General features: G+C 36.8%; 22 protein-coding genes. 11 read left to right on the forward strand and 11 right to left on the reverse strand.

Annotated features, from left to right (window positions below):
* Positions 1-52: 52 nt before the first annotated feature.
* The 3 genes from GSB9_01804 (at position 53) to GSB9_01806 (ending at position 4,764) form a co-directional block, all read left to right on the forward strand.
* A complete protein-coding gene (locus GSB9_01804) occupies positions 53-403 on the forward strand; it encodes a 4Fe-4S dicluster domain-containing protein (GenBank protein ID UKM65241.1) in 351 nt (116 codons plus the stop codon).
* A gap of 332 nt (positions 404-735) precedes the next feature.
* A complete protein-coding gene (gene nifJ, locus GSB9_01805; protein ID UKM65242.1) occupies positions 736-4,263 on the forward strand; it encodes a pyruvate:ferredoxin (flavodoxin) oxidoreductase in 3,528 nt (1,175 codons plus the stop codon).
* A gap of 126 nt (positions 4,264-4,389) precedes the next feature.
* Complete coding sequence (locus tag GSB9_01806) at positions 4,390-4,764, forward strand: hypothetical protein (GenBank protein ID UKM65243.1); 375 nt, start codon at positions 4,390-4,392, stop codon at positions 4,762-4,764.
* A 44-nt stretch (positions 4,765-4,808) separates the two neighbouring features.
* On the opposite strand, the gene GSB9_01807 is transcribed toward GSB9_01806, so the two are convergent.
* Together GSB9_01807 and GSB9_01808 are read right to left on the reverse strand one after the other, a co-directional pair.
* A complete protein-coding gene (locus GSB9_01807) occupies positions 4,809-5,048 on the reverse strand; it encodes a NifU family protein (protein ID UKM65244.1) in 240 nt (79 codons plus the stop codon).
* Positions 5,049-5,099: 51 nt separating this feature from the next.
* Positions 5,100-6,236 carry an Mrp/NBP35 family ATP-binding protein gene (locus GSB9_01808; protein ID UKM65245.1) on the reverse strand — a complete coding sequence of 379 codons (1,137 nt, stop codon included), beginning with the start codon at positions 6,234-6,236 and terminating at the stop codon, positions 5,100-5,102.
* 190 nt (positions 6,237-6,426) lie between these two features.
* On the opposite strand from GSB9_01808, the gene GSB9_01809 reads away from it, so the two are divergent.
* Entirely contained in the window at positions 6,427-7,260 is an 834-nt protein-coding gene (locus GSB9_01809; GenBank protein UKM65246.1) for a porin family protein, read from the forward strand.
* A 4-nt stretch (positions 7,261-7,264) separates the two neighbouring features.
* On the opposite strand, the gene GSB9_01810 is transcribed toward GSB9_01809, so the two are convergent.
* From GSB9_01810 to trmB, 3 genes are read right to left on the reverse strand one after another with little or no spacing between them, the layout of a single operon-like run.
* Positions 7,265-7,594, reverse strand: a complete 330-nt coding sequence (locus GSB9_01810; protein UKM65247.1) for an MGMT family protein — start codon at positions 7,592-7,594, stop codon at positions 7,265-7,267.
* 2 nt (positions 7,595-7,596) lie between these two features.
* Positions 7,597-8,226, reverse strand: coding sequence for a lysine transporter LysE (locus tag GSB9_01811; GenBank protein ID UKM65248.1), 630 nt, complete (start codon positions 8,224-8,226; stop codon positions 7,597-7,599).
* A 2-nt stretch (positions 8,227-8,228) separates the two neighbouring features.
* Positions 8,229-8,903, reverse strand: coding sequence for a tRNA (guanosine(46)-N7)-methyltransferase TrmB (gene trmB / locus GSB9_01812; GenBank protein ID UKM65249.1), 675 nt, complete (start codon positions 8,901-8,903; stop codon positions 8,229-8,231).
* Between the two features lie 186 nt (positions 8,904-9,089).
* Between trmB and GSB9_01813 the strand changes: the two genes are divergently transcribed.
* On the forward strand, positions 9,090-10,136 hold the full coding sequence (locus GSB9_01813; protein ID UKM65250.1) for a glycosyltransferase: 1,047 nt from the start codon (positions 9,090-9,092) through the stop codon (positions 10,134-10,136).
* Here GSB9_01813 and GSB9_01814 read toward each other — a convergent pair.
* Together GSB9_01814 and GSB9_01815 are read right to left on the reverse strand one after the other, a co-directional pair.
* On the reverse strand, positions 10,119-11,162 hold the full coding sequence (locus GSB9_01814; protein ID UKM65251.1) for an ATP-binding protein: 1,044 nt from the start codon (positions 11,160-11,162) through the stop codon (positions 10,119-10,121). The genes GSB9_01813 and GSB9_01814 overlap by 18 nt on opposite strands.
* Complete coding sequence (locus GSB9_01815) at positions 11,162-11,842, reverse strand: response regulator transcription factor (GenBank protein ID UKM65252.1); 681 nt, start codon at positions 11,840-11,842, stop codon at positions 11,162-11,164. The genes GSB9_01814 and GSB9_01815 overlap by 1 nt, the downstream gene beginning before the upstream one ends.
* A 209-nt stretch (positions 11,843-12,051) precedes the next feature.
* Here GSB9_01815 and GSB9_01816 point away from each other — a divergent pair, with 209 nt between their 5' ends.
* The 4 genes from GSB9_01816 (at position 12,052) to GSB9_01819 (ending at position 14,762) form a co-directional block, all read left to right on the forward strand.
* A complete protein-coding gene (locus GSB9_01816) occupies positions 12,052-12,396 on the forward strand; it encodes a T9SS type A sorting domain-containing protein (protein ID UKM65253.2) in 345 nt (114 codons plus the stop codon).
* Between the two features lie 104 nt (positions 12,397-12,500).
* Complete coding sequence (locus GSB9_01817) at positions 12,501-13,418, forward strand: T9SS type A sorting domain-containing protein (GenBank protein UKM65254.1); 918 nt, start codon at positions 12,501-12,503, stop codon at positions 13,416-13,418.
* A 110-nt stretch (positions 13,419-13,528) separates the two neighbouring features.
* Positions 13,529-14,509, forward strand: a complete 981-nt coding sequence (locus GSB9_01818; GenBank protein UKM65255.1) for an acyl transferase — start codon at positions 13,529-13,531, stop codon at positions 14,507-14,509.
* A 49-nt stretch (positions 14,510-14,558) separates the two neighbouring features.
* Complete coding sequence (locus GSB9_01819) at positions 14,559-14,762, forward strand: hypothetical protein (protein UKM65256.1); 204 nt, start codon at positions 14,559-14,561, stop codon at positions 14,760-14,762.
* A gap of 365 nt (positions 14,763-15,127) precedes the next feature.
* Here GSB9_01819 and tyrS read toward each other — a convergent pair whose 3' ends face one another.
* On the reverse strand, positions 15,128-16,420 hold the full coding sequence (tyrS, locus tag GSB9_01820) for a tyrosine--tRNA ligase (GenBank protein ID UKM65257.1): 1,293 nt from the start codon (positions 16,418-16,420) through the stop codon (positions 15,128-15,130).
* Positions 16,421-16,508: 88 nt separating this feature from the next.
* Here tyrS and GSB9_01821 point away from each other — a divergent pair, with 88 nt between their 5' ends.
* A complete protein-coding gene (locus GSB9_01821) occupies positions 16,509-17,516 on the forward strand; it encodes an NAD-dependent epimerase/dehydratase family protein (GenBank protein UKM65258.1) in 1,008 nt (335 codons plus the stop codon).
* Here GSB9_01821 and GSB9_01822 read toward each other — a convergent pair.
* From GSB9_01822 to GSB9_01824, 3 genes are read right to left on the reverse strand one after another with little or no spacing between them, the layout of a single operon-like run.
* Positions 17,485-18,033, reverse strand: a complete 549-nt coding sequence (locus GSB9_01822; protein ID UKM65259.1) for a DUF4296 domain-containing protein — start codon at positions 18,031-18,033, stop codon at positions 17,485-17,487. The two genes, GSB9_01821 and GSB9_01822, sit on opposite strands and share 32 nt — an antisense overlap.
* Positions 18,030-19,373: a dihydroorotase gene (locus GSB9_01823; GenBank protein UKM65260.1), complete on the reverse strand. Its 1,344-nt coding sequence runs from the start codon at positions 19,371-19,373 to the stop codon at positions 18,030-18,032. The genes GSB9_01822 and GSB9_01823 overlap by 4 nt, the downstream gene beginning before the upstream one ends.
* A gap of 11 nt (positions 19,374-19,384) precedes the next feature.
* A complete protein-coding gene (locus tag GSB9_01824; protein UKM65261.1) occupies positions 19,385-20,107 on the reverse strand; it encodes a polyprenol monophosphomannose synthase in 723 nt (240 codons plus the stop codon).
* 121 nt (positions 20,108-20,228) lie between these two features.
* Here GSB9_01824 and GSB9_01825 point away from each other — a divergent pair, with 121 nt between their 5' ends.
* On the forward strand, positions 20,229-20,882 hold the full coding sequence (locus GSB9_01825) for a DUF4271 domain-containing protein (GenBank protein UKM65262.1): 654 nt from the start codon (positions 20,229-20,231) through the stop codon (positions 20,880-20,882).
* Position 20,883 lies beyond the last annotated feature (1 nt).

Below are 20,883 nucleotides of genomic sequence, written 5' to 3' on the forward strand. Positions count from 1 at the left end.
TATTAATATTTATAGATAGAAATTACTTTTACTTCTCTAAACACAATGAATTATGGCAATTATTATAACAGACGAATGTATCAACTGTGATGCCTGTATTGCAGAATGCCCAAACAATGCAATTTATGAGCCCGACCAAGAATGGGCTTATTCAGATGAAACAGCTTTAAGTGGCAGCGTTACTTCACTTGGTGGTGAGGAGATAGATGCCGATGAAATGAATGAACCCATTTCTGATGAGTTTTACTATATTGTACCCGAAAAATGCACCGAATGTAAAGGTTTCCACGACGAACCACAATGTGCTTCTGTATGCCCAGTAGATTGTTGCGTTCCAGATGAAAACAATGTTGAATCAGAGGAAGTTTTATTAGCTAAAAAAGCTTGGTTACACGCAGAGTAACCCACACTAAACTATATTTGATTTTTTTCTATTGCGGTAAATTTATTACGTTCAATATTTCAATAAATTATCCGTTTTAAAAATGAGGATGTCTTATGAATAAGATATCCTTATTTTTTTTTAAATCCGCTTTATTGTTTTTCCATTACATGACAAATATCATAGTCTGTACGCTATTCAACTTTTAATTTTAAGAGATTTATTTTATGACCTCAGGGGATTTAGTTTGGATCATAAAAATCTTGGAAGGTCTGTACATTTTTAAAATTTCGTACAAAAGTTTTTGCTTAAACTTTTATTCGGTTTTCCATTTATTTAAATAAGACATTATTATGAAAAAATTTCCAAAATTAATTTGCGATGCAAACGAAGCGGTAGCAAGGGTTGCACACAAGACCAATGAGGTCTGTGCCATATACCCTATAACACCAGCTTCTCCCATGGGTGAACACGTAGACGTATATAGCTCAAAAGGACAGAAAAATATTTGGGAAAACATCCCAAGAATTGTAGAAATGCAAAGCGAAGGCGGTGCTTCAGGGGCAGTACATGGCTCGTTACAAGCAGGTGCGTTAACCACAACATTTACGGCCTCACAGGGCCTGCTACTCATGATACCCAACATGTACAAAATAGCAGGAGAACTTCTTCCTTCTGTTATCCATGTAGCGGCCAGAACAATTGCAACACATGCCTTATCTATATTTGGTGACCATTCTGATGTTATGGCGGCTAGACAAACAGGTTTTGCTATGCTATTTGGTGGTTCTGTACAGGAGGCGCAAGATTTTGCTCTTATCTCACAAGTAGCAACATTAAAATCAAGAGTGCCTTTCATGAACATTTTTGACGGATTTAGAACATCTCATGAAATCTCTAAGATAGACAGCATTACGGACGACATCATTAAAGATATGATGCCCGAAGACAAAATTTTGGATCACAAAAAACGTTCTTTAGATCCAGATCATCCCGTTGTTAGAGGTACATCACAAAATCCTGATGTTTTTTTCCAAGCACGAGAAGCGGCCAATCTTTACTATGAAAAAGTTCCGAGCATTGTTGAAAAAACGATGGACGCGTTCTACAACCATACTGGTAGAAAGTATGGTTTGTTCGATTATGTAGGTCATCCTGAAGCAGAAAAAATAATCGTTATTATGGGCTCTGGTCAAGGCCCTGTTATGGAAGCAGTAGACACTATGGTGAAAAATGGCGAAAAAGTTGGTGCTATTATTGTGAGATTGTTCAGACCATTCTCTATTAGTCATTTTGTAGATGCTTTACCAGAAACTGTTAAAAAAGTAGCCGTTTTAGATAGAACAAAAGAACCTGGAAGTTTAGGCGAACCGCTATATCAAGACGTGGTTACTGCTTTTACAGAAAGTGAACGGATTATGCCAAAAATAATAGGTGGCCGTTATGGTCTTTCTTCAAAAGAGTTTGACCCTGCAATGGTAAAAGCTATTTTTGATGAGCTCAGTAAGGACAAACCAAAAAAACATTTTACCATTGGTATACATGATGATGTATCCCACACCAGCTTGGAGGTAGGTGAGAGGCTTAAAACAGTTAAGAATACCTTTAACTGCATGTTCTATGGATTAGGTTCTGATGGTACTGTCGGTGCCAACAAGAACTCCATTAAAATAATTGGTGAAACTACCGATAATTATGTACAAGGCTATTTTGTTTATGACTCTAAAAAAGCGGGTGCACAAACCGTATCTCACTTACGTTTTGGCCCAGAACCTATTTACTCAACTTACTTAATACACAAAGCTGATTTTATTGCATGTCACCAATTCAACTTTGTTGAAAAATATGATATCCTAAAAAACATCAAAAAGGGAGGCACGTTCCTATTAAATGCACCGTTTTCCAAAGATGACATTTGGGACGAACTTCCAATGCGCATGCAAGACGAGATTATTAAAAACGAATTGAATTTCTACGTCATAGATGCATCTAAAGTAGCCCACGACGCAAAATTAGGTAAGCGAACCAATACCGTTCTTCAAACTTGTTTCTTTGCTATTTCTGGTGTACTTCCAAAAGATGAAGCCATTCAAAAAATCAAGGAAGCCATTGTAAAATCTTACTCTAAAAAAGGAGACAAGGTGGTTCAAATGAACTTTAATGCCGTGGACAAATCTTTGGAAAATCTCCAAAAGGTTGACTATATCAATAAAATCACAAGTGATGTTGAACTGAAAGCTTCAATGACTGGAGCTGAAGACCCATTTGTAAAAGAAGTTTTAGGTAAAATATTAGCTGGTAAAGGTGATGAATTACCTGTAAGCGCATTCCCTGTTGATGGTACATTCCCAACCGGAACTACACAATTCGAAAAACGGGGCATTGCAGATTTTGTACCTGTTTGGGATGGTGAAGATCTTTGTACACAATGTAACAAATGTGTTGCCATTTGTCCGCACGCCGCCATTAGAGCTAAAGTAGTTTCTAACGATGAATTGGCAAACAAACCGGCATCTTTAAAAGCAGTACCTGCAAAAGGTAGACCTTTTAACAAAGAAACAGAATCTTACGTGCTTCAAGTATCTCCACAAGATTGTACAGGGTGTGATTTGTGTGTGGCCGTTTGTCCTGCTGTAAGCAAAGAAGACCCAGACTTTAAAGCCATAAACATGCACAGTAAATTGGATGTTGAAAGCATTGAAGACAAAAACTGGGACTACTTTGTAAAATTGCCTGATTATAACCGAACCGAATTGCAAATCACCAATGTTAAAGGCTCTCAATTCTTAGAACCTTTATTCGAGTTTTCTGGTGCTTGTTCCGGTTGTGGTGAAACACCCTATATTAAAATGCTCACCCAACTTTATGGTGACAGTATTATGATTGCCAATGCAACAGGATGTTCATCAATTTACGGTGGTAATTTACCAACAACACCATATAAAGCCAACAAATTTGGTAGAGGTCCAGCTTGGGCTAACTCATTGTTTGAAGACAATGCCGAATTTGGATTTGGAATGAAATTAGCATTATCTAAAAAACAAGAAATAGCTGTTGGTTTATTAAAATCTTTAGAGAGAGAAATAGGTACAGATTTAGTAGAAGCGATTCTCAAAAATGAAGAGAGAACTGAAGCCGAAAAAGCCGAAAATTTTTCAAATCTTGACAAACTGAAAGCAAAACTGACTTCAATTGATAAACCCGAAGCCAAAAAATTAGCAGAATTAACAGAATACTTACGCAGAAAATCTGTTTGGATACTTGGCGGTGATGGTTGGGCTTACGATATTGGTTATGGTGGAGTCGATCATGTTCTGGCATCTGGAGAAGACATCAATATCATGGTATTAGATACAGAAATATACTCCAATACCGGAGGGCAAACCTCTAAATCTACACCCCTTGGAGCGAGTGCAAAATTCTCGGTGTCTGGTAAGCGAACAGGCAAAAAAAGTTTGGCTCTACAAGCCATATCCTATGGCAATGTTTATGTTGCCCAAGTGGCAATGGGAGCTAAAGACCTACAAACCCTCAAAGCCATTGAAGAAGCGGAGGCTTACCCAGGTCCATCAATAATTATAGCGTACTCGCATTGTGGAGATCACGGTTATGACCTCAAGGATGCAGCTATTCATCAAGAAAAAGCAATAGAAACGGGCTATTGGCCATTATTTAGATTTGACCCTTCCAAACCAAAAGGCAAGAAGTTCAGACTAGATTCAAAAGCTCCGTCTGCACCTCTAGAAGACTTTATGTATACCGAAACACGCTTCTCAAGAGTTGTTAAGGACAATGCCGAATTAGGCAAACAACTTCTTAAACAAGCTCAAGAAGAAGTGGATACTAAATGGGAACGATTAGAGCTTTTTAGAGACCTATAAACACCTTTAAAAAAACATTTGTATAAAATTAAATGTTTGAAATTAAGTATGAACTGCTCCACACTATAGTATTGTAGCATGGAGCAGTTCATTATCCAATAAATAACTAATTTTAATATTCTAATAATGGAAACCGATCCCACCTATTTTTTTTTAAGCGCTGAGAAAAGACTGAATCAAGCTAGCAAAGAACTTTACAGGCCAGAGGAAGACATAGTGTCTTATTTGGTTTGCAAAAATGCACAGCATGCTATTGAAAATTATTTAAGAGGCTACCTTTTCAAACATGACGTTGAGGCAAGTCAATTTGAAACTATTGAAAGCCTTTACGAAGCATGTAAAAAAATAAACAAAAACTTTTCTAAAATAAGCCTTAATGACTTTAATTGCAAGACAGAAAACACAGACTCAAAATTCTGTAACGCCATTTCAAAAGTTAGCAACTGCCATAAAATAGCAGATAGCTTACACTATTTTTTAAGGGAAGAAAAAGTTATTTAGACTGTATGTATAAGGCCAACACCTTTTTTTAATAAAAAAAGGTGTTAATCTATATTTATAACCTGTTCTATTTGTGGAGCATGCTTTTTTATGGTCATTTCCACACCAGATTTAAGTGTCATTTGGTTAACACTGCAACCAACGCACGCACCCTGTAACCGGACTTTCACAAGCTTATCATCCTCTATAGACAATAGTGAAATATCACCACCGTCACTTTGCAAAAACGGCCTTATCTCTTCTAAGGCTATTTCTACTTTTTCTCTTAATTCTTCTGAAGTCATATTCGTTTAGTTGTAATTATTTTACCTTAATTACAAAAGGCTAAAATACATTTATTTTTTTACAGCCGAGCACCCTGCCATAGTTGTTATTTTTATGGCTTCGGTTGGCGGTAAATTATCATTTCTTCTAACCACTTCCTCAACTACGTTTTGCGTAAGCTTTTCAAAAGCCTGCTCTAACGGTGTTGCGGTTTGCAAAGCCGCTGGACGCCCAACATCACCAGCCTCGCGAATACTTTGCACTAATGGTATTTCTCCTAAAAATGGCACATTTAAATCCTCTGCCAAGTTTTTAGCGCCTTGTTTACCAAAAATATAGTATTTATTATCTGGTAATTCGGCAGGAGTAAAGTAAGCCATATTTTCAATAATTCCTAAAACGGGAACACTAATGCTGTCTTGCTGAAACATGGCTACACCTTTCTTAGCATCGGCCAATGCCACATTTTGTGGTGTACTCACTACCACTGCACCTGTTATCGGCAAAGATTGCATGATACTTAAATGAATATCGCCCGTTCCAGGAGGCAAATCCAAGAGCAAGAAATCCAATTCGCCCCAATGGGCATCAAAAATCATTTGATTTAAAGCTTTTGCTGCCATAGGACCACGCCAAACTACTGCTTGATTGGGCTGTGTAAAAAAGCCTATGGAAAGCACTTTTACACCATAATTCTCAATGGGTTTCATTTTCGATTTACCTTCAATGTTTACCGCTAAGGGTTTTTCGGCCTCAACATCAAACATAATAGGAATTGAAGGACCATAAATATCGGCATCCAACACACCAACCTTAAAACCCATTTTAGACAAAGACACCGCCAAGTTGGCCGTGAGAGTAGATTTTCCAACACCACCCTTACCCGATGCCACGGCAATAATATTTTGAATACCAGGAATTGGTTTTCCCTTTATAACATTGGCTTTTGGTTTTTCGGGCACATCAACCGTTACGTTTACTTTTATCTTGGCTTTTTCGTAAACTTTCTCATGGATGATTTTTAGAATATCAACCTCAGTACGCTTTTTAGCTTGTAAACTTGGGTTTTTAATGGTAATATCCACAATTACCTCATCACCAAAAGTTACCACATTCTTTACAGCTCCGCTTTCTACCATATTTTGCCCTTCACCGGGAACCGTAATGTTTTCGAGCGCCTTTAATATATCTTGTTTTTTTAACTTCATTTTCTTTATTAAGAATCAATCTAAATGCAAATATATACAATAAACCTGTAAGACAGAAGCTTGCGGTTAGAAGTTTTAACTATTACAGCATTGTTATTAGCTATATGATCGATTTTACAAAAATACACCCTAGAACAAGTTAAATTGGTACAATTTATGATGTAATTAAACCACACTAAAGCCATAGGCTATGAAGCAAATAACTTTTATTATTGCCGTTATAATTTTGTTTGGTTCTTCTGGTTTTTCGCAAAGTAAAATTGGACGTGCAGAACAGAGCCTTGAAGATGACGACGAGCAGTCTGAAAGTTCTAATTCAGGGTACCATTACAGCGATAATAACGATGGCAATACTGGTTTTTTAACCGAATTAATTGGTGGCTTTTTTGTTCAGCTTTTTAGTTACACCGCCTATGCCGTGGCTATTGAAAGCCCTTTTGAAACCGAAAGCAAAGCAAGCCAAGCTTCCATTACAAAACGTCCTTATTACAAAACTAACAAAGGAAACTACAGCTATACTTTGAGTGATGACACGAGACTTTTAAGAACTGAATTGTCGGGCAGGTATCTCTCTGAAAATAAAAGACTAAAAGGTATGCATCTTAATTTAGAAACACGGTTTTTAAAACGGGTTAGTCTTGAGACCGGCTACCTTCAGCTTTGGGAAAACAATCCAAATTTCGGAACCGACAACCTGGCGCTATATACTATGCTTGGAAAATATTACCGCGTTCGTTCTGAAAAATTTGATGCCTTTTGGGGCTTGGGCGCTTCGTATGTTGATGGCGCCGTTGATGAATTCGGGTTTACATACGGTATAGGTGCCGAATGGTTTTTTTCCAGACCTTTAAGTGTCGAAATAAACTTTAATCAAACCTTTATAAATAGCCAAACCGTTAATAAATTTAATGCCCTTTTGAATTACCACCATAAGCAATATAAATTTATTGGCGGCTACGAACACCTTAAGATTGGAAACCAAGATTTTTCGAATGCTACCTTAGGCCTTTCCATATTTTTTTAAAGTATCATAATTCCTTTGAAGGGTCCCAAAAAACCTTGTCAAAATCCATTATTTGATTATCGACCACAACAATACCTTCACTCTCCAAAAGTTGTTGCATTAAATATGTTCCCTCAAAGTGTTGTTTGCCGGTAAGCAATCCTTTTCTGTTCACTACTCTATGTGCCGGCACATCTTTTCCTTTTGAGCCATTCATGGCATACCCCACCATTCTTGCACTTTTAGCAGCGCCCAAATATTTGGCAATGGCACCGTAACTGGTCGTCCTCCCAAACGGGATTTGTTTGGCTACGGCATAAACTCTATCGAAAAAACTTAAGGTTTCTGCCTTCATCACTAAAATTCCTGAATGATATTAACAAGCGTTACCACCGATATTATTCCAGTAATGCCCCCAATAATAAGGTTCATGTTTTTTTGGCTCGTAAAGGCTTTCCCCTTTATTTTATCGAAGAAGAAAATGTACATATACAACGTAACAAACGTACCTGTACCAGCTCCGGCCACATACGAAATAATATTTATTTGCTCGAACGTTAACCATCCAATTGAAGCGAGCGTAATCGTAACATAAGCCTGATAAGGTATTGGGAAGACATTTATAGCGGAGAGCAACATACCCTGAAAAAATCGGCTGTGTTTACTTTTCATTTTGGGTTCAATTTGCTGCTTTGGAGCAGGTTTGGCTACAAATAAAAAATAAATGGTTATTAAGATAAAAATAACTAAGGCCACACCGCGAAGCACACTAATTACTTCGGGATGCTTACTTAAATAACGCGCAAAAATTGATGCCAAATAGGTTTGTGCAAAAACCACAACGCAAACACCAATTGAAAACACAATTCCCCTAACATGTCCTTCTTTTAGGCTGATTTTTGCTGCGGTCATATTTAGAAGTCCTGGAGGCACTACCCCCAAGAGCGCAAAAACAACTCCTAAAAAAAAGACAAGCGTGATGTTCACTTCTATTTAATTTTAAACCGAATATACGTAATTGGTTTGTTCTGTTCTAGATATTGCGATTCGTAAAACGTTTGAATGGCTGTTACATCTTCAGGGCTTCCTTCCTGTTTGTAAACATTGTGGTTGGCGTAAAGCACCTCGTGCCCCTCTCCGTGCAATAAGCCCAAAGTATAGCCATGCATAAACTCGCTATCTGTTTTAAGGTTTACAACGCCTTCTGGTTTTAGCACTTTTTTATAACGTTGCAAAAACGTAGTGTTGGTCATGCGGTGTTTGGTACGCTTGTATTTTATTTGCGGGTCGGGAAAGGTAATCCAGATTTCATCAACTTCGTTTTCAGCAAAGGCATACTCGATAAGCTCGATTTGAATGCGAAGAAAAGCCACATTGGATATGTTTTCTTCAACGGCCGTTTTCGCACCGCGCCAAAAACGGGCGCCTTTAATATCAATTCCTATAAAATTTTTATCAGGGTACTTTTGCGCCAAAGCCACCGAATATTCTCCTTTTCCGCACCCCAGTTCTAATACCAACGGATTACCGTTTTTAAAAAAATCGGTTCGCCAATTGCCCTTTAAACTAAAGTTTGAATTCACCAATTCATCGCGTGTTGGCTGGAATACATTGGCAAAGGTTTCGTTTTCCTTAAATCGTTTAAGTTTGTTTTTGCTTCCCAAGGTTTGTTAACTATTTCTTATTATTATTATAATTTTGGTAAAATTAAGGAAATATATAACAGCCTCGATACGCTTATTTTTGATTTTCTCTAAAAAAGTGCGTTAGGGATTGAGGCATTTGTTGGAGCTCCTCGCAGAGAGCGACTGCCGAAAGCCTGACCCTTGTGGTAACGCCCAATAATTAAAATGAAAAAACGAATTTTAGTTGCGCCTTTAAATTGGGGACTCGGACATGCCACCCGGTGCATCCCCATTATCAATGCTTTAGTACAGGAAGGCTTTGTGCCCATTATTGCTAGTGATGGGGATGCGCTTTCACTGTTGCGAAAGGAATTCCCAAACTTATCGTCTATTGAACTGCCTTCGTACAATATTACGTATGCCAAAAACGGCAAAATGTTTAAGCTAAAATTGATAAAGGATTCGCCCAGACTATTAAAGACCATTAAAGCTGAAAAAAAAGCCATTAGTGGTATTTTAGAACATAATGATATTGCGGGCATTATATCTGATAATCGCTTGGGCGTTAGAAACAAAAACACACCCTCGGTATTTATTACGCACCAGCTGAATGTTTTAAGTGGCACTACCACTTGGCTGAGCACCAAAATGCACCAAAAGTTTATTAAAAAGTTTGATGCTTGCTGGGTTCCTGATACTGATGGTGAACTAAATTTAAGCGGAAAGTTGGGACATACAAAAACATTTGACATCCCCACAAAATATATTGGCCCTTTAAGTAGGTTTAACACCAAGCCATGCGACATAAAAAACGACTTACTGGTATTACTTTCTGGGCCGGAGCCACAACGCACCATGCTTGAACAAAAACTTTTTGAAGAACTTAAAAACTACAAAGGAAAAGTGGTTTTTGTAAAAGGCATCCTGGAACAGGAGCAAACTATACAAATTATTGGCAACATGACTATTTACAATTTTATGACCTCCGACCTATTGGAAAAAACATTAAATGAAAGCGCCTTGGTACTTTCGCGATCGGGATATACAACGGTTATGGATTTAGCCAAACTTAACAAAAAGGCCTTTTTTATACCAACACCCGGCCAATTTGAACAGGAATATTTAGCGGAACGATTAACAGAAATGCAATTAGTGCCCAGTTGCAGTCAAGACGAGTTTACTATTGAAAAACTGAACAATACCTCAAATTTTATTGGGCTTAAGGCTTTTAATTTTAATTTGGATTATAAAGAGCTATTCAGCCTTTTCTAAAGTGAATGAAAATTCGCTACCCACGCCGTACTCGCTTTCAACATAAATTTTTTCTTGGTGGGCCTCAATAATATGTTTTACAATGGAAAGCCCTAAGCCCGAACCGCCCTCTTTTCTGGATCCACTTTTATCTACACGGTAAAAACGCTCGAACAACCTAGGCACATGTACTTTTTCTATACCCTCGCCATTATCGGTTACGCGAACAATGACTTTGTTTTTTATAAGATTTTCTATGCTTATCTCTGTGGTTCCTTTTGTGTTCCCATACTTTAAGGAGTTTACCACCAAGTTTACCAAAACTTGTTGGATGCGGTCTTTATCTGCGTTTACTAATATTGGGGTTGGGTAATCTCTGTCGAATGTTAGTGTAATCTTCTTTTTAGAGGCTTTCATCTCTAACATATCGAATACACTTTTGGTAAGCTCAACAATATCAAAGGTTTCTATTTTCAACCTTAGGTCGCCTACCTCTAATTTGGTTATCATATCCAAATCCTTAACAATATAGCCCAGCCTTTCTATACCTTTACTAGCACGTTTTAAATATTTTTCCCGAATTGCCTTATCTTCAATAGCACCGTCTAACAAGGTTAATATATAACCTTGAACCGTAAATAGGGGGGTTTTTAACTCGTGCGACACATTACCGAAAAACTCCTTACGGTATTCTTCACGCACCTTTAAGGTTTCAATTTCAATTTTTTTGTCTTTGGCAAACTTATCTATTTCTTGGGTTAGGGTGCGCATATCTGTCGTTATAGGGCCTTTGCTTAAATCAGCCGACTCCAATAACGTTAAGTCATCATAGATTTTTTTTACCCTTTTGTATATAAATCGCTCTACACTATACTGAATAATTAAAAAGCAAAACACAAAAAGGCTAATTGATATACCTAAAACCTGATACCATTTAAACTCGTAGAAGTAATATAAAAAAACACTCATTAGGAGTGTTATGTATATGGTTATGTATAGCGATGTTTTTATCGCAAACCGGTATGATTTTTTAAATTTTGTCTGCATTAATCTACAAACTTATAGCCGACGCCTTTTATGGTTTTAAAACTATCATCACCCAGTTTTTCACGTAATTTTCTTATGTGCACATCAATGGTTCTTCCGCCAACAACTACCTCGTTGCCCCAAACGGTATCGAGTATTTCGTCTCGCTTGAAAACTTTACCGGGCTTTGATGCCAATAAAGATAATAATTCAAATTCTTTTCGCGGCAATATTATCTCTTTTCCTTTTGATGTGATTTTGTATTCATCTCTATTAATCACTAAGCTGCCCACTTTAACGGTGTCGTCAACATCTTCTTCCTTAAATCGTCTTAGAAGCGCTTTAACCTTACTTACCAATACTTTTGGCTTAATGGGCTTGGTGATGTAATCATCAGCCCCTGCATCAAACCCAGCAACCTGCGAGTAATCTTCACCCCTCGCTGTTAAAAAAGTTACGATAGTGTTTTTTAAATCTGGATTTTTACGGATAATTTCACAGGCTTCAATACCGTCCATTTCAGGCATCATCACATCTAAAATAATTAAATGCGGAATTTCCTTTTTTGCCTTTTTCACACCTTCTTGTCCGTTTTCGGCTGTAATGACATGATAGCCTTCGTTGCTTAGGTTATACCCTACAATTTCTAAAATATCGGGCTCATCATCAACTAAAAGAATTTTAATATCTTTCTTCTTCATATTTTGTCAACTACTAGTTATACAAGGGTAAAGATAAAACTAAAAACATAATTCCTTTTAAAACACCATATTAATAACATTAAGATAACAAACAACTTACACTAAATTAACCTTTTGTCGATTTTTCATCTGAAAACCAGCAATTTTAACACTGTTTTGGCACCAATTTTGATTAATGAAAGTAACTTTACAGGACCAAATCGACTTTTATGAAAAAGCTTTACTTCACCATGTTGTGTTTTGCATTTTTACTGTTTTCTGCACAGGAAGTCACAGCACAAAGCATATGGAATAATCCGCCACAAGAAAAAGGCATTAAAGGACTTTCGGTTTTCCCAAACCCTTTAAACACCACTACCAATACTTTTTTAACAATACAATCCTCCTTAAACGCGAACAAAAATATAGCGTTTTATGATGTTTTGGGGAAACGTATTTTTGCTACTTTTTTAAGAGGCAAACAATTGAATATTTCTAATCTCAAACCAGGAATCTATATTTTAAAAGTTACCGAAAACAACATTAGCGAAACCCGAAAATTAGTGATAAAGTAAAGAAATCGTTATTTAACAGTAAAAAAATCAATAAATTTAGGTTTTTAGTAAAATTAATTAAATCACAGTCATTACTTTTAGTGTTTTAATTAAATCTTTTTACTATGAAACAATTTTACTTTTTTTCACTTACTTTTTTTATTTCTTTTTGTTCGTTCGGGCAAATTATCCTTACCGAATCATTTGATTATACTGACGGCAGCCTCGTAGGGAACGGTACATGGTCTAACCACAGCGGAACCGAAGGCGATTTGTTAATTTCATCAGGTGAAGCTGTTGTGCAACATGGTTCACCTAGTGAAGATGCCAACATATCATTTACGGCGGTTTCTGGAAGTATTTATTACGCCTTTGATTTTTCGGTTGATGATTTGGGAGCCCCCTACAGCGGGTCGGACAACGAGTATTTTGCCCATTTTATGGTAGGCACAAGTAGCTTTACTGCTCGTCTTGATATTGTACCGCCGGCTTCTAATGGCGACTTTTCAGTTGGAATTGCCACACTTAGTAGTACTGCCGAAGCGATATGGGCAACGGACCTGTCTTTTGAAACCACCTATCGTGCCACAGTAAAATACGACCAAGACACTAACCAAACCCAACTCTGGATAAACGCTTCGAGCGAAGAAGATACCTCAATACAAGGCAGCGACCAAGACGACCCCGGAAATGCCATTACAGCTTTTGCGCTTCGCCAATCTGATTCATCAGAGAACGAAACTGTTCGAGTTGACAATATAATCATTTCACAATCTTTTGAGGCCACATTAACCACTAACACCCCAAGATCTATTGCCGATTTTAAAATGTTTCCAAATCCAAGCCATTTAGGACATGTAAACCTATTGAGCAATAACACAAAAACTATGGAGGTTACCGTTTACGGTCTTTTGGGCAAAAGCATATTTAAAGCATCGGTTACCAACAAAAGACTAGATATTTCGATGTTAAAACCCGGTGTTTACATTGTTGAAGTTTTTCAAAATGATGCTTTGGCAACGAAAAAATTAATAATCAAATAAATCTATAACTCCTAAAGTTTTTAAAAGCGTTACTTACTTGGTAACGCTTTTTTATTTTACCTACTTTTGTAAAATCGATAGGCACACTATATTAAAATTACAGTTTATTAATGATAGACCAAAACAACATTTTCAATATTAAAACCACTCAGAAATTTGAAAATGCAGCATTACAAGTTTTTCAATTTCAGTTTGAAAACAATAAGGTTTATCGGTCGTTTTGCGACTTATTATACAAACACCCCAGCGATGTTAAAACTATAAAAGACATTCCGTTTTTACCTATTCAATTTTTTAAAAGCCGAAATGTTTTAAGCTCAAATCTTCCCATCGAAACCACTTTTACAAGCTCTGGAACCACGGGAAATACCACAAGCAAGCACTTGGTAAAAGATTTAAAAATTTACGAGAAAAGCTTTTCAATAGGCTTTCAGCATTTTTATGGTAATATTGAGGATTATGTGGTGCTGGCATTATTGCCCTCCTATTTAGAGCGCAAAGGCTCTTCTCTTACCTACATGGTTGATGCGCTTATTAAAGCCTCAAAGCAACCTGAAAGCGGATTTTACCTCAACAATCTGGGAGACCTTCAAAACCATTTGACCAAACTAGATGCGTCCGCCAAAAAAATATTACTCATTGGCGTTTCTTTTGCATTATTGGACTTAATAGACCTCCACCGATTCAAACTGAAAAACACTATTGTCATGGAAACTGGAGGCATGAAAGGCCGAAGGAAAGAAATAATACGCGCCGAACTTCACCACAAACTAAAAAAAGGTTTTGGTGTAAACAAAATACATAGCGAATATGGCATGACCGAGCTTTTGAGCCAGGCCTATTCTAAAGGTAACGGTATTTTTGAATGCCCTCCTTGGATGAGAGTTTTAACCCGCGATACCGAAGACCCCTTGACATTAAACCCAAAGAACAAAACTGGCGGCATCAATATCATTGATTTAGCCAACATCAATTCGTGTTCTTTTATAGCCACTCAAGATTTAGGAAGGGTTTTGGAAAATGACACTTTTGAGGTTATTGGCCGTTTTGACAACTCAGATATTCGGGGTTGCAACCTAATGGCGCTGTAATTGTTGTAAGGAATTTTATTTTTTTAGACTCAATCGGTAAATCAAATTCATGAAACGTTTATTTCTGTACGTAACCTTAATGGTTGCATCTGTCGCATATGCCCAACAAATAGACCACAATTTAAAAAGTGGTTATATGGCCAAGGGTTATGACGTTGTAGCCTATTTTAACAATCAAGCCATTGAAGGCACAGACAAATACAAAACTTTATTTGATGGGGTTTGGTATAGGTTTCATTCTAAGAAAATTTAAACCTTTTTTTAAAAGAACCCAAAAGATATATTCCGCAATACGGTGGATATTGCGCCTATGCAATAGCTCTAAAAGGCCAAAAAATATTAATCAACCCGAAAGCCTTTTTAATTCAAGAAGGCAAACTGTATTTATTTTATAAGGCTTGGGGCAGCAACACCCTAAAATTATGGAACAAAGAAAACCCCAAAGAACTACAAAAGAAGGCTGATGAAAACTGGGTTAAAATACAATTTAAAGAATGAGGTCATGTGTAAGGAGTTTTAAAAAGCTCGACTAAACACTTAGCTAAGAAAAAGAAAATTTTAGCTATTAGTTTGGTTTGTTAACAATAAGGCCCGAATTTAAATTCGGGCCTTATTTATTTAATCGAATTGCAAAACAAAATAATTCTTTTTACCCCTTTGAAGCAATACAAACTTATTGTTTATCAAATCTTTTGATGTAATGCTGTAACTGTCTTTTACCTTTTCTTTATTTACCGAAATAGAATTTTCCTTTAATGCTCTTCGTGCCTCACCGTTCGATTTTAAAAACCTACCTTTTTCGGCCAAAGCTCCAATAATATCTAAACCGCCATCAATCTCAGATCTTGACAATTGTGTTTGTGGCACGCCATCAAAAACATCTAAAAAGGTTTGTTCGTTAAGTTCCTTTAAATCTTCAGAAGTAGATTTACCAAAAAGAATATTACTGGCCTTGATAGCATTATCTAAATCTTCTTTAGAGTGTACCATTACGGTAATTTCTTCAGCCAAACGCTTTTGCAAAGCCCGCATGTGCGGTGCTTCTTTATGTGTTTCTACCAATTTTTCAATTTCAGATTTACTTAAAAAGGTAAAAATCTTAACATACTTTTCGGCATCAACATCACTGGTATTTAGCCAATATTGGTAGAATTTATAAGGCGACGTACGCTCGGCATCCAACCAAATATTACCGCCTTCGGTTTTTCCAAATTTTGTCCCATCGGCTTTCGTAATAAGTGGCCACGTTAAAGCGTACCCTTTTCCAGAATCTATTCTTCTAATCAACTCCGTACCAGTCGTAATGTTACCCCATTGATCGCTGCCGCCCATTTGCAAGGTGCAATGCTTGTCGCGGTACAGATGTAAAAAATCGTAACCTTGAACCAACTGATACGTGAATTCTGTAAAACTCATCCCCGTCGTAGCATCAGACGACAATCTTTTTTTTACCGAATCTTTAGCCATCATGTAATTAACGGTTATGTGTTTGCCAACATCACGAATAAACTCCAAAAATGAAAAATTCTTCATCCAATCGTAATTGTTCACGATAATAGCCGCATTTTCGACATCACTATCGAAATCCAAAAATCTGGACAACTGTTCTTTTATAGCGTTTTGGTTATGTCTAAGCGTTTTTTCATCTAAAAGATTTCGCTCAGCCGATTTTCCAGATGGATCGCCAATCATTCCGGTAGCACCTCCCACCAAGGCAACAGGTTTATGCCCTGCCAATTGAAAATGTTTAAGCCCCATAACACCTACTAAATGACCAATATGTAAAGAATCAGCCGTGGGATCAATACCCACATACGCCAAACGCATAGCTTCCATTAAATGCTCCTCAGTTCCTGGCATACTATCTTGTATCATACCACGCCACGTTAATTCTTCAACAAAATTCTTCATTTTAGTGTTACTTTTTTAAAAACTATGCAAAGATAAAAATACGGGTATAATTACTTAGCCTTATTAAATATTTCTTTACTTTCGTTTTATGATTTTAGTAACAGGAGGAACAGGTTTAGTAGGTGCCCATTTGCTTTTTAGGCTAGCGAGTACAGACAAAAAGGTTAAAGCTATTTACCGAAGCGAACAAAAACTAGCTAAAACTAAAAGCGTGTTCTCTTCTTACACAGACGATTACGACGCTGTTTTTAACCGCATTGAGTGGGTTGAAGCCGATATTTTAGACATCCCCACTTTAACTGAAGCCTTCAATGGTGTTAGCTTGGTTTATCATTGCGCGGCATTTGTTTCGTTTGAGCCTGACAAATACCACCTTTTAAGAAAAACTAACATTGAGGGAACCGCTAATATCGTTAACATTTCCATTTCAAAAAATATAAAAAAACTTTGTTACGCTAGTTCAGTTGCCACATTAGGAACTACCATTGGGCAGAAACCCGTTACTGAGGAAACGTTTTGGAACCCTGAAAAAGACAATAGTGTTTATGCCATTACAAAATATGGTGCCGAAATGGAAGTTTGGCGTGGTTCTCAGGAAGGCCTAGATACTGTTATAGTTAACCCCGGTGTAATTATAGGTTCTGGAATTTGGGATTATGGTTCTGGAAGTATTTTTAAAAAAGCCAGCAAAGGCATCAAATACTATCCTGCTGGCAGCATAGGTCTAGTTTCTGTCGATGACGTAGTATCGGTGATGTTATCACTAATGGAGAGCAGCATAATCAACGAACGTTTTGTTTTAGTTGCTGAAAATTGGTCGTATAAAAAATTTTTACAGACCATGGCCAAGTCCGTAAATGCGAAGCCTCCTCAAAAAAAGATTGGCCCACTACTTCTAGGCATTACTTGGCGTATGGATTGGCTATTCCACAAACTCACAGGCAAACGCAGACAACTAACCAAACAATTGGCACATTCTTTAAATACAGTTAACCAATTTGATTGCAGTAAAATAAAGAATGCTTTGGATTATAAATTTCAAGACATGGAAGACACCATTATTGCTACGGGGAAACAATATCTGAAACAGGACTAGGAAGCATTTCTTTTTTTGAAACTTTCTTTTCAAGAAAAAGTTCGGTCAGCGAATCGCGTTTTGCACTCCTAACTAAAGAATCTGTTGCCTTTAATGGCCGAATAGAATCTTTTTTAACAGCTTTTAAAGAATCTTCTTCACGTTTTGTTTGTACTTTCCATTCTTCGGCCTCTTGTTCTTTCAATGCTTCTTTGAGTTTTTCCAAACTATCAGATACTTGTGCATAAATAGCCTCATAATCCTTTAAGTGAAACGCATAGTAATTGTTACTTTCAACAAACTGTAAGCTGTCTATATTGTACTTTTTAAACACATAACTACTCACAACCACGCCGCTATCTCTCATCATTCTTTTGTTAACCGAACTGGCTGCAGTGATAAGCTTGGCATCAATTAAAATATTGACCATTTCCTTTTTGGAAATCAGGTTTTCGGGCTTTTCTGGACTTTTTATGTTATTGCACCCTACAACTACAAAAACAAGCCCTAAGCATAACATTAATTTTCTAAAAATCATCTGTTAAATGTTAGTCGTTTAGCAGATTTCACCTTACCAAAAGTAGCATTTTGGTATACTAAATTACCATTTAAAAACGTGTGTGTTATTTTAGATCTAAACGTCGCTCCCTCAAAAGGAGACCATCCGCATTTATATAAAATATTTTCTTTCTTTACGGTCCACGGATTATTTAAATCTACCAAAACCAAATCTGCAAAATAGCCTTCACGCACATAGCCACGTCTATCAACTTGAAATAAAATAGCTGGATTATGGCACATTTTTTCAGCTACTTTTTCCAATGATATTTTTCCTTTATGAAACATTTCCAACATAGCTGGCAGGGCATGCTGAACCAGTGGCCCTCCCGATGGCGCATTGGTATAAACGTTTTTTTTCTCGTCTATAGTATGTGGCGCGTGGTCTGTTGCTATTACATCAATTCTATCGTCCAACAAGGCTTCCCATAACTTTTCTCTATCCTGCGCTGTTTTTACAGCAGGGTTCCATTTTATCAAGGTGCCCTTTTTCTCGTAATCGTCATCAGAAAACCAAAGGTGATGTATACAAACCTCGGCCGTAATTTTTTTATCCTTTAGAGGGATTTTATTGGTAAACAACTGGGTTTCCTTTCCAGTTGAAAGATGAAAAATATGTAATCTTGCCCCCGTCTTTTTTGCTAATTCGATGGCTTTTGAGGATGAGAGGTAGCAAGCTTCTTCACTTCTAATTTTAGGATGATACTTTACAGGAATATCGTCGCCAAATTTTTCATGGTACGCTGCAAAGTTTTTCTTTATGGTCGTCTCATCTTCGCAATGTACGGAAATGACCATGTTAGTACTTTTGAAAATTTTTTCTAACACTTCTGGGTCGTCAACCAGCATATTCCCTGTTGAAGAGCCCAAAAACAATTTTAAACCGGCCACTTGATTGGGCTCCAGCTTTAAAACTTCATCCAAATTATCGTTAGTACCTCCAAACATGAACGAATAATTGGCAAAAGATGTTTTTGCGGCAATTTCAAATTTCTCTTCGAGCTTTTCTATAGTGGTGGTCTGCGGATTAGTGTTGGGCATTTCAATAAATGACGTAATACCCCCTGCAATGGCTGCCTTACTTTCAGTTTCAATATTCGCCTTGTGCGTAAGCCCTGGCTCCCTAAAATGCACTTGGTCGTCTATAGCTCCAGGAAAAACATATTTACCTTCGGCATCAAGCACATGAACTTCTGAAGATTTTGCACTGATAGAATCATCTATCTTTTTTATATATTCGCCTTCAATGAGAATATCACCGTTAAAAACACGCCCTTCGTTTACAATGTTGGCATTTTTTATAAGAGTAGTTTTTTTCATAAAAAAAGATTCTATTTCTTAAACAAACTTTTCAGCTTCATTGAAATTACGCCGAAAATAGCTTCTGATATAATTCCTGAACTTAACTTAGATTCACCTTTGGTTCTATCTGTAAAGATAACAGGCACTTCAACAATTTTAAAGTTTTTAATGTAGGTTTTAAATTTCATTTCAATTTGAAACGCATAGCCTATAAATTTTATGGCTTCGAGATCGATTGTTTCTAAAACCTGCCGTTTATAGCACACAAAACCTGCCGTTGCATCATGAATTTTCATGCCCGTAACAAAACGTACGTACTTTGATGCAAAGTACGACATTAGCACCCTTGCCATAGGCCAATTAACCACATTGACGCCTGTAACATACCTTGAGCCTATGGCCATATCGGCTTCATTGTCATGACAAGCTTGGTAAAGTTTCATAACATCTCTTGGATTGTGCGAAAAATCAGCATCCATCTCAAAGATATACTTGTAGTCCTGTTTTAGGCTCCATTTAAAACCATGGATATAAGCCGTTCCCAATCCAGCCTTTTTCTTTCTTACTTCTAAAAACAAGCGACCTGCGAATTCTTTTTGAAGCGCTTCAACCTTCAAAGCTGTTAAATCTGGCGAATTGTCATCAACAATTAAAATATCTATTTTCTCCGATTGTGAAAACACGGCCCTTATGATAGCTTCTATGTTATCAATTTCATTATATGTTGGAATAATTACAATGATTTCGGCCATAATTTTACTTTCACAAATACAGTAAATAAGTTTTGGCAAATGTACATCAATAAGCGTTTATTTTTTTTAAATATTACTTAATAATACCAGCGATTATTGAAAAATATAATAATTTTATGCCATGTTTCGCCATATAGTTTCAAACGAATTATTTACCATCCTTCTCATGGTGGGCTTGGTAGTGGTTGCCGCCGCAAAATTAATGTCACCCAAACGCTTTGACGATTTTATTTTGGTCTTGGGCAACGACAAGTACCTTAAAATTTATTCGCGTGACCAAAAGTTTTTCGATAAGTTTGACGCCCTGCTTTTTGGAAACCTAATTTTATCTATATTGGTGTTTTGCCTTATAAGCTTGCGGCACGTATCAAATTCCTACAGCTACAACCTGTCTTTAAACGATATGTTTAAATTGTTTGTGGCCATTGCCGTTTTTATATTGATTAAAGTACTTGTGGAACGCTTAATAGGCAGCCTATTCGAAATAGATCAACTGGTTGACCAATATATATTTCACAAAATAAGCTTTAAAAATTATTTAGGGCTCATTTTGTTACCTATTAACGCACTGATGCTTTACAGTTTTACACCCAATACAACCATTATTTTTAGCATCATTGGATTACTATTGATTTTGAATATCGTCGGACTTTTAAGTTCCTTGAAATCTTATCAAAGTTTAATAAAACACAACATATTTTATTTTATTTTGTATCTTTGCGCTCTCGAATTTGCACCTTATGTGATTTTATACAAGGTGTTTATCGATAAATAAA

This window comes from Flavobacteriaceae bacterium GSB9, from assembly GCA_022749295.1.
Classification (GTDB): domain Bacteria; phylum Bacteroidota; class Bacteroidia; order Flavobacteriales; family Flavobacteriaceae; genus Flavisericum.